Source organism: Arcicella sp. BE140 (assembly GCF_031456255.1).
In the GTDB taxonomy this organism is placed as follows: Bacteria; Bacteroidota; Bacteroidia; order Cytophagales; family Spirosomataceae; genus Arcicella; species Arcicella aquatica.
The window spans coordinates 18,501-32,690 of record NZ_JAVDUE010000008.1; the positions used below are offsets into that span (position 1 = coordinate 18,501).

At 35.9% G+C, this 14,190-nt stretch carries 12 protein-coding genes; 3 read left to right on the top strand and 9 right to left on the bottom strand.

The annotated features are described in order from the left end of the window. Positions 1–13: 13 nt before the first annotated feature. From J2Y60_RS12510 to J2Y60_RS12530, 5 genes are all read right to left on the bottom strand, one after another. Positions 14–724: an SDR family oxidoreductase gene (locus tag J2Y60_RS12510; RefSeq protein ID WP_309916000.1), complete on the bottom strand. Its 711-nt coding sequence runs from the start codon at positions 722–724 to the stop codon at positions 14–16. A 122-nt stretch (positions 725–846) separates the two neighbouring features. After that, the gene (locus tag J2Y60_RS12515) at positions 847–2,307 is read right to left on the bottom strand and encodes an amino acid permease (protein WP_309916003.1); all 1,461 of its coding nucleotides are present in this window, start codon (positions 2,305–2,307) and stop codon (positions 847–849) included. A gap of 308 nt (positions 2,308–2,615) precedes the next feature. Beyond that, positions 2,616–3,245 (bottom strand): Uma2 family endonuclease, encoded by a 630-nt coding sequence (locus J2Y60_RS12520; RefSeq protein WP_309916005.1) that lies wholly within the window; start codon positions 3,243–3,245, stop codon positions 2,616–2,618. A 115-nt stretch (positions 3,246–3,360) separates the two neighbouring features. Then, positions 3,361–5,787: a zinc-dependent metalloprotease gene (locus J2Y60_RS12525; protein WP_309916008.1), complete on the bottom strand. Its 2,427-nt coding sequence runs from the start codon at positions 5,785–5,787 to the stop codon at positions 3,361–3,363. Between the two features lie 56 nt (positions 5,788–5,843). Then, positions 5,844–7,892, bottom strand: a complete 2,049-nt coding sequence (locus J2Y60_RS12530) for a S9 family peptidase (RefSeq protein ID WP_309916011.1) — start codon at positions 7,890–7,892, stop codon at positions 5,844–5,846. Positions 7,893–7,960: 68 nt separating this feature from the next. Here J2Y60_RS12530 and J2Y60_RS12535 point away from each other — a divergent pair, with 68 nt between their 5' ends. Continuing rightward, positions 7,961–8,887, top strand: coding sequence for an EamA family transporter (locus J2Y60_RS12535; protein ID WP_309916014.1), 927 nt, complete (start codon positions 7,961–7,963; stop codon positions 8,885–8,887). Positions 8,888–8,924: 37 nt separating this feature from the next. Next, positions 8,925–9,839, top strand: a complete 915-nt coding sequence (locus J2Y60_RS12540) for an alpha/beta hydrolase (protein WP_309916017.1) — start codon at positions 8,925–8,927, stop codon at positions 9,837–9,839. A gap of 74 nt (positions 9,840–9,913) precedes the next feature. On the opposite strand, the gene J2Y60_RS12545 is transcribed toward J2Y60_RS12540, so the two are convergent. From J2Y60_RS12545 to J2Y60_RS12560, 4 genes are all read right to left on the bottom strand, one after another. Then, the gene (locus J2Y60_RS12545) at positions 9,914–10,909 is read right to left on the bottom strand and encodes a glycosyltransferase family 2 protein (protein ID WP_309916020.1); all 996 of its coding nucleotides are present in this window, start codon (positions 10,907–10,909) and stop codon (positions 9,914–9,916) included. 449 nt (positions 10,910–11,358) lie between these two features. Beyond that, positions 11,359–12,045, bottom strand: coding sequence for a tRNA (guanosine(37)-N1)-methyltransferase TrmD (gene trmD, locus J2Y60_RS12550; RefSeq protein ID WP_309916023.1), 687 nt, complete (start codon positions 12,043–12,045; stop codon positions 11,359–11,361). Between the two features lie 16 nt (positions 12,046–12,061). Beyond that, positions 12,062–12,589 carry a ribosome maturation factor RimM gene (rimM, locus tag J2Y60_RS12555; protein ID WP_309916026.1) on the bottom strand — a complete coding sequence of 176 codons (528 nt, stop codon included), beginning with the start codon at positions 12,587–12,589 and terminating at the stop codon, positions 12,062–12,064. Positions 12,590–12,732: 143 nt separating this feature from the next. After that, on the bottom strand, positions 12,733–13,266 hold the full coding sequence (locus tag J2Y60_RS12560) for a 30S ribosomal protein S16 (protein WP_309916028.1): 534 nt from the start codon (positions 13,264–13,266) through the stop codon (positions 12,733–12,735). A gap of 355 nt (positions 13,267–13,621) precedes the next feature. Here J2Y60_RS12560 and J2Y60_RS12565 point away from each other — a divergent pair, with 355 nt between their 5' ends. Next, complete coding sequence (locus J2Y60_RS12565) at positions 13,622–14,170, top strand: gluconate 2-dehydrogenase subunit 3 family protein (RefSeq protein WP_309916031.1); 549 nt, start codon at positions 13,622–13,624, stop codon at positions 14,168–14,170. Positions 14,171–14,190: the final 20 nt, after the last annotated feature.

Genomic DNA, 14,190 nt, shown 5'->3' on the forward strand with positions numbered 1-14,190 from the left:
ACTCACCATTAAATTAAGCTGGCATCGTAGGACGAACCTCTATTTTACTAGGTAACGTTCTTGCAGGCATTTTGATTAAATCTGCCACAATCTGTCCAATATCTTCTGGTTGAATCTTCCACGCATCTTTTTCTGAAGGAGCATGTCCGTTAAAATGGGTAGCTACTGACCCTGGCATGACGGTTGTAACCTTAATGCCATCTTTTCTTAAATCCATCATAATGGCTTGAGAAAAACCTACTACGCCAAATTTACTAGCATTGTATGCGCCACCATTTGCAAAAAAGTTGGTACCTGCCAAACTAGAAATTGTAATAAAATATCCTTGAGTTTCTTTCAATGCGGTGTAAGCAGCCTTAATACTATTGAAAGTTCCCGTTAAATTGATGTCAATGGTTTCTTGCCATTGTTCAGCCGTAAGGTCTTGGATAGGAGCGAAGTGACCCACCCCTGCATTGGCAATAACATAATCAAGTCTACCCCATGTAGCAATAATGGTATCAACAGCACTTTGTTGTGAAGCTAAATTTCTTACATCCGATTCAATACCAATGGCAAAGCCTTCTTTGATTTTATTTAATGCTGTAGCTGCTTCGTCGGCACTGCTTTGTGTACGACTTGTAATTGCTACTTTAATGCCATCTTTGATAAGGGCTTCTGCAACGCCGTAGCCTATTCCTTTTGAGCCTCCTGTGATAAGAGCTGTTTTGATAATGTTTGTCATTGATTTAAAAAATAAGTTTGTTTCAGTAATTATGAAAAAGAATTGCCTTGTTCTTCATCCTGACATGAAACGAACAAGGCAATTCGCATTAGAGTAACATTAAGAGATAACTTGAAGTTCTACTAAACTTTTTTCTTTTTCCACAAATAAAAAACTGGAATACCCAGCGCCACAATGCCAACACCTGCCCAAGAAGGCACAGGTTTGTAAATCAGAAGATTAACACAAAGTGCAGTAGCAAATAAAAGATAAATTGCTGGAATTACTGGATAACCAAAAGCTTTATAAGGTCTTGGTGCATTTGGTTGTTTTTTACGCAGGATAAATACGCCTACAATGGTAAGTATATAAAATACTAGAATAGCAAAAACGGTATAATCTAATAAATCGCCATAAGTTCCTGTCAAACAAAGCAAGCAAGCCCATCCGCATTGGATTAATAATGAAAAGGCAGGTACACCTTTGCTATTTAATTCCCCTGCTTTTTTGAAGAAAAGTCCATCTTTCGCCATGGCGTAATACACTCTGGCACCTGATAAAATGATGCCATTATTACAACCAAAAGTAGAAATCATGATAAAAACTGCCATAATGATAGTCGCAGGATTGCCAAAAATCATTTCAGCAGCAGCCGTTCCTACGCGGTCGTTGCTCGCAAACATAATTCCTCTTGAAAGCGTATCTGTCGCATTTGGATGTCCTTGTACAGGCAAAAGCATCAAATAAGCAACATTGGCTAAAATATATAAAGCACTAACTGTTAAAGTACCGTACAATAAACTTAGTGGAATATCACGTTTAGGATTTTTCATTTCTCCCGCCGTATAAGTAACATTGTTCCAAGCTGATGAAGAAAACAAAGGGCCAATCAAGGCTAAACCCATTGCCGACCATAAACCTATACCCGACAAATATTCATAGTCCATGATTTTTCCATTTTCCCAAATGATTTTCACAGGACTCCAGAAGTCAATTGAATTGATTGCCCACATTCCTTTTTTAGGGTCGGAGCCTACAATGATTCCTACAACTGCTAAACCCAACAATGCCCCAATTTTGGTAACAGTAAAGATTAATTGTACCAATTTGGCATTTTTTACACCTTGAATATTAATGAAAGTAAGCAAAAGAATTAGGGCAATAGCAAGGAGTTGTTGCGTATCAAAGAATAAGAATTTGTGTTCTGTACCGATGTATTGTGGCAATAATACGCCTGTATATTTGGCAAAAGCCACAGCTACTGCTGCAATGGTGCCTGTTTCAATGACTAAAAAGGTTGTCCAGCCAAACAAGAAACCCGTTAAGGAATTATAGGCTTCTCTTAAATAAACGTATTGACCGCCAGCGTTAGGCATCATGCCTGCTAATTCGCCATAAGAGAGGGCTGAGATTAAGGTAATGATACCAGTAATAATCCAAGCTAATAATAAATAACCAGGTGAGCCAAGGTTACGAGTAACGTCTGCTGAAACAATAAAAATACCAGAACCAATCATTGAGCCAATCACAATCATGGTGGCATCAATTAGGCTGAGTTCTTTTTTAAGTTCTTGTGATGAAGTAGGGGAAGTGTTTTTTTCCATTGAAGGACTTTGGGTTAGTTTGGTTGATAAACAAACTTAACGAAATGAAGCCTGATTTCAAAATTAATCAATACTGATGGCATGACTTCAAGTCATGCCATCAGTTAAAAAGCATATTTTAGATAGAAACCATACAGCTTAGACAACTTTTTAAAAGTTGTCTAAGCTAAATAAAGCTGATAAATAACAAAGCCCAATTATTCAAAAATAATTGGGCTTTGAAAATATTAAGTAAGGGTATTACACTTTAAACTTTATGATAATTACACAGATTAGACAACTTTCTAAAAGTTGTCTAATCTAAGGTATTACTCCTCAAACTTAATTTTATGATAAATATCTGATACCAAAATACTATTCCCTTCTACAGTTATTGAATCTTCTAGACTATAAAAGTCTTGATTTATCCAAGTGTTTGGATTGTCAGAACGAATAAAAGTTGATACAGTTACTTTCTCAGGATTAATGTAAATCACCTGTTGAAGACTACTGAGTAATTTATATTCAGACAGTTTTTCTGATAAATCAAAGGCTTTGGTGGCTGGCGAAAGGACTTCTACAATAATATAAGGATTCGTAATGATTGTACGAGAATTTGCTTTAAAAATAGGACTTCCCTTTACAACCATCACATCAGGCATATAATATCCACCTTCAAATTTAGGAATTTGTACACCGGAATTACTTCCAAGAATATCATAATCATCTTTTTTAAGATTAAATAATTGAAAAAGTAACCCTATAAAAGTAGCCGTTATTTTTTCGTGCCAGTATGATGCTAATCCCATTGTAATAATCTCATTTTCATGATATTCTATTTTAAAAGGCAAATCCGCTACGACAGAGAAATATTCTTCCTCTGAGGCTGGAATTCGAACCAATTGCTGAGTGTTAAGCTCCGACAAGATGGTTTCTTTGATATTTTTAGCGACTACCATAACCTTTATTTTTAATCAAATATAATGAAAATTATTACTCGTATTACTACTGACATCAATCGGACAATAGCTTAGTCAACTTTTTAAAAGTTGACTAAGCTACCTATATGCCTTCTTAAAATTCATCTTCACAACCAATCGGTGCACCCGGAGGTAACTCTTTATGAACAGCTATTTTGGCAGCCGATGGGCTTTTCATACGTTCTAACGCATAATCTAAATGAGCTAAATATCCTGAGTCTTTTACTGTTTTTTTGCTTTCTTCAATATATGCTTTTAAGTCTTTTAAACTTTTAGCAACCAAGGCTTTGGCTTGATAGTTAGCTTTTTCGTTTACGCTCAAAGCCAATAAGTGTGTCAACAAAATTTGCTCTGTTTGATACTGTACTTCAAGGGCTAACCCTTTCTGACGTGGGGCTTTAAATGTTGCTTCTATTAATTGACTCGTTAAATCATCCAAAGTCAAGCCTTCACCACGAGATGCATATTCTACCATTCTTGAAGCGCGTTCTGGATGTAATAAGAACTGCAAAGGAAAATCTGCCGCAGATTCCGCTGCTGCTAAAGCGTCAAATGCTAAACCTGTTCTCTTTTTGAACAATTCTCTTGATGCATTATATCCCGCTGGACGAGGAGGAATCAATTTGATAATGTTTTCTGAAAGTGTCAATACTTCGGGACTTAAACATTTAATGGCCGCTGTCAAGGCTTTTTGCTGTGTTTCTTTTGAAACCAAAATCGTTGGAGTTTGTCCGTCACCACGTAAAGCATAACGATAATCTACCCCACCTACAATTTTAGCAACAGCTTCTATTTGATAACGATGTAAGTTGTAAACTGGTACCAAAGCATCTTCTAAAAAGGCCATAGGTACTCCTTCACGAATGGTCTTTTCGCCAAAATTACTTAACGCTTTTTCTCTTACTTTCAATAGTGTTGTCAACCCTTCAATAGGGTCTTTACCTTCATCCCATAAATGAGCATTCGGACTTACTGCACCTGCTGGACGTGCATCTTGGTCGGTTAAAAACAATAAACCTTTATTTCTAGCTTCTTGCAGAATCTTGTTTAACCCCGCTTTTTCATCTGTTCCTTTAGGGAAATCTTGGTAACCAAAAGCAATAGAAGCTTTATCCCATGCACCAATACCCACAGCGTAAGCGTCAGACATATCAACTTCACCTTTAGCATTCAAGGTTACTCGTGGATGCGGATAATCCATCACCGAAGCACGTTCATTCGTACTTGCTGAATAGTTGTGCATAATACCTAACGTATGACCCACTTCATGGGCAGCCAATTGTCTAAGACGAGCCAAAGCCATTTTCAACATCGGGTCTTTTTCAGGGTCTAATTTTTTGCCATTTTCAAAAGGGGAAAGTAAGCCTTGCGCAATGAGGTAATCCTGACGAACACGCAAAGAACCTAAAGTAACATGCCCTTTCAGAATTTCGCCAGTACGTGGGTCAATCACTGAAGCACCATACGACCAACCACGCGTTGAGCGATGTACCCAGTTGATTACATTGTAACGAACATCCATTGGGTCGGCATCATCTGGTAATAGTTTTACTTGGAATGCATTTTTATAACCAGCTGCTTCAAATGCCTGATTCCACCAAGACGTACCTTCCAACAAAGCCGAACGTATTGGCTCAGGAGTACCATTGTCTAAATAATAAATAATGGGTTTTACCGCCTCTGATACCTTAGCACTAGGGTCTTTTTTCTTTAGACGATGTCTTACGGTATAGTATTTCTCAACAGGTTCGCTTACTGGAGTCGAATAGTCAAAATACGAAATAGCATTAAAGCTTGAACGTGGGTCGAATTCTCTTTTCTCAAATTGATTATCTGGTAATTGCACAAACCCATGATGCATTCTTAAAGTGATAGCATCCGACGAAGGGGTAACCGATCTTACAAATCTTCCTGCGTCACTTCCACCAGTAAAGGTTAGGCTTACTTCAAATTCAGAGTTTTGTGGGAAATTTTTAGTACGTTCAAAATACATGGCTGAACGAGATTTATCTAATGAATAAGAACCTTCGCCCATGCCTTTAATACGGTCGGTTACACCCATGGCATCCTGCATTAGCAAGTCGGTGATGTCTACCAAATATTTGCCATTTTCTTCGGCTTCAACGGTAAAACCTGCAATAGTAGACTGTGCGAAAGATTGCATAACTGCACGTTTCTCATTGGCATCGTTTGTGATAGCACGATACTTTAAATTGGGCTGAATTAATAAAATCTTTCTGCCTACTTTATTGAAAAATACCACTTTTTCATCACCTAGAAGTCCACGGTCTAGTCCAATGTCATTTGAACCCAAACCCGCAGGAAGTGAAGTAATGTACAGAAATTCTTGATTGAGATTAGCGACTTCTAGCCAGATTTTGCCATTGTCTTCATCCCACCAGTAGTTCATAAAGCCTTCATATTTTTTGAAGGAAGCAGTTTTTTCAGCAATTGTGGGCAATTTCTGCGCATAACCTTGAAAGAAAATTAATAATAAAATGAGGGAAAATAGTTTTTTCATTGAATTGTAATAAGTTGATGAAAATTAAATTAAGTGAGTAAATAATATAAAAGCTTTTATTTATCCAAAGGCATTTCTTCTACCTCTTTCCAAATGTATTTGTTAAACCAAATCCAGTTATGCCACATCGCCGCTAGGCGTTCTTTGGGTTTAGTAATCCCATGTCCAAAACCTTTGTAAACGATTAGTTTTGCAGGAACACCCTTGTCTTGAAGACCTTGCAATAATTCGTAGGCATTAGCAATAGGAACTCTTCTATCTAATTCTCCATGCTGAATAAGTGTCGGTGTACTAGCATGATTGATATTGGTCATCGGAGAGGTCTTTAAATAGACATCTTTATCACTCCAAGGAGTTGACTGTAAATACTGTCTTGTAAAAGGGTGAATGTCTGTACTGACATAATATGTTACCCAATTTGAAATGCCTGCACCTACTGAAATAGCTTTAAATACATTGGTATTCGTCGTCAAAAATGCTGAAATGTATCCACCCTGACTCCAGCCCATTGAACCCATCCGAGTGGTATCAACAAACCCTTTGCTTTTCAAATAATCAACACCTGACATCACATCCCACATATCGCCAACCCCCAAATTTCTAACATTCAAAGAACGAAAAGCTTCACCATATCCAGCTGAACCTCGATAATTCGGACGAAGTACTAAAGCGCCTTTTTCCAGAAATTGCAAGATAGGGTAAACGCTTCCACCTGGTGTTGGTGTAGGTACATCAACCCCCGTTGGTCCGCCATGAATCAATACTAATAAAGGATATTTCTTGGTTGGGTCATAATTTTTGGGTTTATGCAAAACACCCTCAATCTCTGCTCCGTCTTTACTTTTCCATTTTATTACTTCACTACTAGCCGTTTGCCAACTAGCAATCTGAGCATTCATATTGGTTATCGCTGTAAACTTCAAATCAGCTATTTCACCAATTTGTATATCAAAAAGGCTATCATAATTTCTCCCTAAAAAGGCAACTTGTTTAGCATCTTTTGAAAAACTTGGACTAGCAATCAAATCAAATTTAGCCTGAATTTCTTTTACTTTTCCTGTGATATTATCCGCTAGAAACAATTTCATTTTTGTCCTTTGCGAAGCTGTAAAATACATGCCCTCATTCGTCCACTCTAATATATTAATATCTTCATCAAAATCACTCACCCATTGTTTCGTCTTTTTTGAGACTAAATCAATGCTGAAAGTTTTAGGATTTTTATAATAATTTGAAGTTGTATCATTCAGTGAAGTAGTATATAAAATACTTTTTGAATCTTGTGACCAAGTTTCAAAAAAATCACCTCCTGCATTGTTAACTAATAGTGTACTCTTCTTAGATAAAACGTCTAAATAAGAAACATTGGCATAAGTACTTGATTGAATGAGCGGATTAGGTTGATGTGTGAAAGCAATCTTAGTCCCATCGGGCGACCACTTGAAATAAGTAACCGTAAAATCGCCTTGGGTTAATCTGCGAGGTTTAGGTAGGGTAATACAAGTTTTAGTCGAATCTTTTGAATCATAACAAGGCTTTTCGTTAGGCGACGGAAACAAATCTGTTGAAAAATCTACCAACCATAAGTGTGTAAGCTTAAATTCTTCATCATCTACCTCAAAGCCCCCATAGCGTTCTTTCTTAGATTTCAAGCTTTTTGAATCTTTTTCGGTGATTGAAATCGCCAAAGTTTTACCATCTGGCGACCAGCTAAAACTATTAATTCCTTCATCTTCTTTGGTTATCTGTTGTGCTTCTCCACCGTCAGCTCTGATGACATAAATTTGATTTTTATCCCCTCTGTCTGCTAAAAAAGCAATCCATTTACTATCAGGCGACCAACTAGCAGCTACGCTATTCCCCTTTAGTGTTCTGGTTAATTGAAAAGGCGTTTGCTTGTTTTTAGATAACCACAACTCTGTGTCATAATTATTCTCTTTCCAGTCTGCTGTTGTAACCGAAAAAACAACATTTTTTCCATCCGGTGAAATAACAGGATTCGCTACATTTCGTAAAGACAGGTAATCTTCAAATTTTAAACTACTATTTTTTTGAGCAAATGTACTCAGAGAAAGTAAAAGTAAAATAATGACATTTTTTTTCATGGAGGTTGATTGATGAATAGTTTGTTTTTTACAGTTTAAATATCGTAAAAAAACGCCAATTTTGTGTCATGAATAATCAAAATCAACCACTTAAAATTTGGGCAGGACTAATTACGCTTTACTTAGTTTGGGGTTCTACTTATCTAGCGTTGCGGTTTGTTGTTGAAACCGTTCCATCAATGATGGCCTCTGGTTTTAGAAATCTAATAGCGGGCACTATACTTTTTCTTTTTTCTATCGTTAGTAAAAAGTATCAGAAGCCTTCGCGTAAAATGTTGGTCACTTGCTTTTTTACTGGCTTTTTGATGCTATGCTTTGGTAATGGATTATTCACCATAGCTGCCAAATGGATGCCTTCAAGCTACTCAGCCTTGTTTTCAGCCTTGGGACCTGTTATGCTGGTTTCTTTACTTTGGGTATTCAATCATGAAAAACCAAAACCGAAAGTAATTGCCGGGGCATTGTTGGGTATTATTGGTGTAGGAATCTTGATGAGTTTGAAAACATTAGCCCTAAAAGGCTTTGAACAATATTATGGATTAGGCGTTTTATTCCTGTTCTTGGCTACTTCAGCTTGGAATATCGGGGTGGTAATCGTCAAAAAAGCAAAAATATTTAATTATCACGCTTCCCAGATTTCGGGAATGCAGATGATGACGGGGGGGATTATTTCCTTGATTATCAGCTTAGGACTAGGAGAATTTAGTCATTTTGATATTACCAATATCCAACCCAAAGCATATTTATCTTTTATTTATTTAGTAGTTTTTGGATCTACTTTGGCTTTTCTAATTTTTAACTGGTTATCAAAAGTTACTTCTCCAACCTTGGTTGCTACCTATACGTATGTCAATCCGTTAGTTGCCATGGTATTGGGTTCATTGTTTGCAGGCGAAAGCCTACATCCATTAATGCTTTTGGCAGGGGGTATCATTATTACAGCTGTGATTTTGATTACTACTGCCAAAAACAAAGCTATTACAAAAAATACATAACATCATTCTCAAATTTTTACCTTTCAAAACCAATCGTATGAAAAAAATCATTTTAACATTTTCTTTTTTATGCTGCATGAAGTACGCTCAAGCACAACAAGAAATGCCATTGTATCCAGATGGTGTTCCGAATGCGAAACAAGTACCTAATACCCAAAAATCTGTTACTGATAAAAACGGTGTACTTAGAATTTCAGAAGTAACCGTTCCTACCTTAACCGTCTATCCTGCTGATGCTGACAAAGCAAATGGTACTGCTGTAATTATTTGTCCGGGTGGTGGTTATGCTATTTTAGCGGCAAGTCACGAAGGGTCAGATGTGGCGAGTGTTTTTAATAAAATGGGTGTAACAGCTTTTGTATTAAAATATAGATTGCCTAATAGTGATGCTCAGGTTGATAAATCAATTGCTCCCTTACAAGATGCCCAACAAGCATTAAGAACCGTTCGTAAAGATGCAGCCAAGTATGGTATTAATCCTAGTAAAATAGGCATAATGGGTTTTTCAGCAGGTGGACACTTGGCTTCAACCGCAGGAACACATTTTAATAAACAAGTAGGAGAGGTGACTAGCGAAGTATCCGTTCGTCCCGATTTTATGATTTTGGGTTACCCTGTTATTACTTTTAAGGATTTTGGACATGCAGGTTCAAGAATCAATTTAATTGGTAAAACGCCTGACCAAGCTTTGATTGATGAATATTCAAATGAATTGCATGTTACTGCCGAAACGCCTCCTACTTTTTTAGTACACGCTGGTGATGATACAGCAGTGCCAGTAAGAAATTCCTTAGAATTTTATCAAGGCTTACAAAAAAATGGGGTATTGGCTGAATTAGTAATTTATCCTAAAGGTGGCCACGGATTTGGTTTGAACAATAAAACCACCAAAGAAAAATGGATGGATAATGTGAAAAACTGGATGGATTCGTTGGGTTTACTTAGCAAATAACTTTTAATAATCAGCCGTAAACTTTTGCATTATTCTGTTTGAGTTCACGGCTGAAAATATCATTTAAAACTAGCCTAGCGAAATATTAAATCAATATTATCGCTGGGCTTAATTTTATAAAAGTCTTTGATTTTGAAGATAGTCTTCCAGAAAAACTTTAGAAAGACTAATGTTTTTAAAGCAAATATTTTTTGACTTCTCAATTCAAAAAATGGATTCCTAAGCTTAGAAATATTCACGGATATTTTCCATACATAAAAGAAAATAGCCAGACTTACATAATGGAAAATAAGGAAGAGATAAAAGCCTATACCATATTCTTTCCGAATCCACAATAAATTAGAAACTTGCATTTGTGTGCCAAATCGGTTGATAGGCGAAATATTAGTTCTTCTAAAAGGAGAATCTTTTTCGAGGTGAATAAATTTAATGTCTTCTGAACAACATATTTTCCCTGCTTTTCTTAGCCTACCAGCCCATTCGAAATCTTCGGCATACATAAAGAAATCTTCATCCATTTTGCCTACTTTTTCTACTGTTTTGCGAGCAATTAGCATAAAAGCTCCACAACATAATTCTGATTGATTAGGATCTTGAAATTGAGGTTCGGGAAATAGTTTATCTAAATATTTGTTAAATGAATTAGGGGTAATAATCAAGAATTTCAAAAACTCATTCCTATTCCTGAAATATGGCATTTTTACTAAATCAGCCGTAACCTGAATTCCACCAATAACAGATATTTCAGGTTGAGATTTAAGCAATTGCCAAGCTTTAAATATAGCATTATCGAATAAGAGCGTATCTGCATTTAATAATAAAAAATAATCACCTTGGGCAACGGCCATTCCTTGGTTATTCCCTCTTGAAAAGCCCGAATTATATTTACTAGCAACCCAAATGATTTCTGGATGAACAGATTTAATAATACTTTCTGAAGCGTCCTGAGAATCATTATCCACCACCACTACTTCATAACTAATATCCTGAGTAAATTTTTTAATAGAGCTTATGCAATTGACTGTTAATTCTGCTGACTTGTAATTAATAATGATAACCGAAACATCCATGCGATACTGGGTTGTTGAAAATTTTCATAAAATTAATTTTGATTAAATGAGATTAGATAAATTTTAATCTTATCAATCAAAAGTGCTTGCTTATGGGCTATATTCAAAAAAATGAATACAAATATAATGTTTCAATTCCACTTGGTACGATTAAAGCTACGAAATAAGTATTAATAGAGAAAAGGGAAACTAAGGACACAAAAAAGCCCGATGCCACAGACATCAGGCTTTCTAAATATAATCCTTACTTTATTTAATGTTATTGTCTTTGTTTTTCTATTTTAATTGCTTCACCCTCTCGTTTTTCTCTTCGTTACAAAAATAATAAAAAATCCAAATAAATAAACATATAATACAATTATTTGTAAGAAATATTTGTTTTTTTTGGTTTTAGCCTCTCTTTTCATCATTTAGACAAAAAATAGTACTAAAAATGCTCTAATTTTGCACTATAAACCGCTTCTTGCATACAAATCTGGTCTTCTAGTCTTAGTTCTTTCAATAGATTGCTCGAATCTCCATTCATTTATTTTCGCTTCATGACCAGATAGAAGGACAGGAGGAACACCAACGCCTTCAAATTCGGCAGGACGTGTATACACTGGTGGTGCTAAAAGATTATCTTGAAAAGAATCTGTCAAGGCTGAAGTTTCATCATTCAATACCCCTGGAATCAATCGGATAATAGCGTCAGCACAAACCGCTGCTGCTAATTCGCCACCAGAAAGTACATAATCACCGATAGAAATTTCTTTGGTGATAAACATATCTCTAACTCTTTGGTCAACACCTTTATAGTGTCCGCAAAGAAATAACAGATTGCCTTGAAGCGAAAGTTGGTTAGCCGTCTGTTGATTGAACGTTTCACCATCAGGCGTCATGTAAATCACTTCATCATAATGTCTTTCGCTTTGCAAATGTCTGATACAACGTGCAATCGGCTCGACGCTCATTACCATGCCAGCACCGCCTCCAAAAGCATAATCATCTACTTGACGTTGTTTAGAAAGAGAGTAATCTCTTAAATCATGTAAAACAACTTCTACATGACCAGCCTCTTGTCCACGTTTTAAAATTGAATGAGCAAAAAAGCTTTCCATCAATTTGGGTACTACAGAAATAATATCTATTCGCATGGTAGTTTTTTTGAAATTAATCTTCCAAATACACTTCTAACAACCCTTCTGGTAAATTTACATGAAGGATTTTTTGCGCTTTTTCCGCTTGCAATACAATTTCATCAATTACCGGAATCAACACTTCTTTACCTTTATAATCCATCACCAACAAATCTTGCGCTTGCATTGAATGTACGGTTTGTACAGTACCTAAATTTCCTAGATTCTTGTCAACTATTTGAAAACCAATGATTTCATGGTAATAGAATTGGTCGCTATCCAGTTCTGGTAGTTCTTCTAATGGTAAAAAAGCCTGTAGGTTAATCATTAATTCTGCTTTTTCAAAAGAGTCTACATCTTCAAAATGCACGATAGCACGATTACCCGATAGTCGGTATGATTCTATAAAATAAGGAACCAATTCTCCTTTTACTTCTAAGAAAAGGCTTTCTAAATCTTCATAATCTTCAGGAAAATCAACATCCAACCAAAGGATTACTTCGCCTTTTAGTCCGTGAGTTTTTGTGATTTTCCCTAGTTCAAAACAATCTTCTTTAGTCATTGGTATATATTCAGTATCAACTTTGTGGCTTGACACTTGATTTTGCTTTGATAAAATGAACAAATGTGTTAAAATAAAAAATGATACAAAACAGCTTATCAAAAGAGTTTTGTATCATTTTTATGGAAATTTCTTTGGGAAAATTACTCAGCAGCTTCTGTAGTAGCTTCTCCTTCAGCCGCTGGAGCTTCAGTTTCTTCTGCAACAACTTCTTCTTCAACAGTATTTTTCTTAGCAATTGCAGCAGCACGAGCAGCATTGATTTCAGTTTCTCTTGCCATACGAGCAGCTTTATCAGCAGCTTTAGTAGCTTCAAGACCGTCAGTTTTACCAGTGATTTTTAAATCTTTGCTAGTTTTCCAGTCGTTGAATTTAGAGTCAGCAATTTCTTGAGAAATAGCACCTTTGTTAACACCCACTTGCAAGTGTTTTTTCAACAATATACCTTTATATGACAAAATTGCACGAGTAGTATCTGTTGGTTGAGCACCGTTTAAAACCCATTTCAAAGCGCTATCTTCGTTCAAGTTGATAGAAGCAGGGTTTGTGTTTGGATTGTACGTTCCGATTTTCTCAATGAATTTACCGTCACGTGGAGCTCTTGCGTCAGCAATAACGATGTCGTACATCGCTAATTTTTTACGTCCACGACGTGCTAATCTAATTTTAACAGCCATTTTTTATTTACGTTTTAGTGAAGGAACCCGTCCTTCGGTTATGGTATTTGTAAATTGGAGTGCAAAGATAGTTAAAATTAAAGATTTAACAATGATTTGATTGACAAAATATTTTAGAATAACTAAAAAGAATGCAATTGCCTTGAGAATCGATTTTCTTAAAAATAAATAATTGTATTTTTAAGATATTTATTTTTAATTTACTTTGATTTGGATTTTTTATCATACTATTTATTACTGCACTGACTTACATGGTGGCTAATAAGTAGTTTAGCAAATAATAATGCAATTTTTTGCAATATAAATGTAATTTTACGTTCAATACTGAATTATAAACAAAACTTAAATTAAATACATGAAAAGAAGAGACGCAATTGCTAAAATGGCTTTGGCGATGGGAGGAATCCTTTCGGCAAGTACTTTGGCAACAGTTTTGGAAGGCTGTAAATCAAGCAGCTCGGCAGAAGCAACAGCCCTAAGTTTTTCGCCTGAGGAAAGTGCAATGATTGCAGAAATTGCTGAGATTATTTTACCCCGCACACAAACACCAGGAGCAATTGATGCTAAAGTACCAGAGTTTATTCAAATGATGGTGAAGGACTGTTATAAAGAAGACCAACAGAAAGCTTTCTTTGCAGGATTAACTAAATTGGATGAGGATTCTAAAAAAGCCAATGGTACTGAATTTTCAAAAGCAACACCAGCACAAAAATTAGCGTTGATTAAAGCAGAAGATTCAGCAAAAGAACGTTCTGAGTTTTGGAAAACAATGAAGGATTTGACGATTTTGGGATACTTTACTTCTGAGCCAGGTGCGACAAAAGCACTAGCGTATTTGGAAGTTCCGGGTAAATATGAGCCCATTAAATTAGAAAAAGGACAAAAAGCTTGGGCAATGAGCTAGTTGTTTTTTAGAAAAGAAGT

What these genes read in the sequence shown, in the direction of transcription:
- J2Y60_RS12510 (WP_309916000.1), bottom strand. Translation starts at nt 724, where the DNA reads ATGACAAACATTATCAAAACAGCTCTTATCACAGGAGGCTCAAAAGGA.
- J2Y60_RS12515 (WP_309916003.1), bottom strand. Translation starts at nt 2,307, where the DNA reads ATGGAAAAAAACACTTCCCCTACTTCATCACAAGAACTTAAAAAAGAA.
- J2Y60_RS12520 (WP_309916005.1), bottom strand. Translation starts at nt 3,245, where the DNA reads ATGGTAGTCGCTAAAAATATCAAAGAAACCATCTTGTCGGAGCTTAAC.
- J2Y60_RS12525 (WP_309916008.1), bottom strand. Translation starts at nt 5,787, where the DNA reads ATGAAAAAACTATTTTCCCTCATTTTATTATTAATTTTCTTTCAAGGT.
- J2Y60_RS12530 (WP_309916011.1), bottom strand. Translation starts at nt 7,892, where the DNA reads ATGAAAAAAAATGTCATTATTTTACTTTTACTTTCTCTGAGTACATTT.
- J2Y60_RS12535 (WP_309916014.1), top strand. Translation starts at nt 7,961, where the DNA reads ATGAATAATCAAAATCAACCACTTAAAATTTGGGCAGGACTAATTACG.
- J2Y60_RS12540 (WP_309916017.1), top strand. Translation starts at nt 8,925, where the DNA reads ATGAAAAAAATCATTTTAACATTTTCTTTTTTATGCTGCATGAAGTAC.
- J2Y60_RS12545 (WP_309916020.1), bottom strand. Translation starts at nt 10,909, where the DNA reads ATGGATGTTTCGGTTATCATTATTAATTACAAGTCAGCAGAATTAACA.
- trmD (WP_309916023.1), bottom strand. Translation starts at nt 12,045, where the DNA reads ATGCGAATAGATATTATTTCTGTAGTACCCAAATTGATGGAAAGCTTT.
- rimM (WP_309916026.1), bottom strand. Translation starts at nt 12,589, where the DNA reads ATGACTAAAGAAGATTGTTTTGAACTAGGGAAAATCACAAAAACTCAC.
- J2Y60_RS12560 (WP_309916028.1), bottom strand. Translation starts at nt 13,266, where the DNA reads ATGGCTGTTAAAATTAGATTAGCACGTCGTGGACGTAAAAAATTAGCG.
- J2Y60_RS12565 (WP_309916031.1), top strand. Translation starts at nt 13,622, where the DNA reads ATGAAAAGAAGAGACGCAATTGCTAAAATGGCTTTGGCGATGGGAGGA.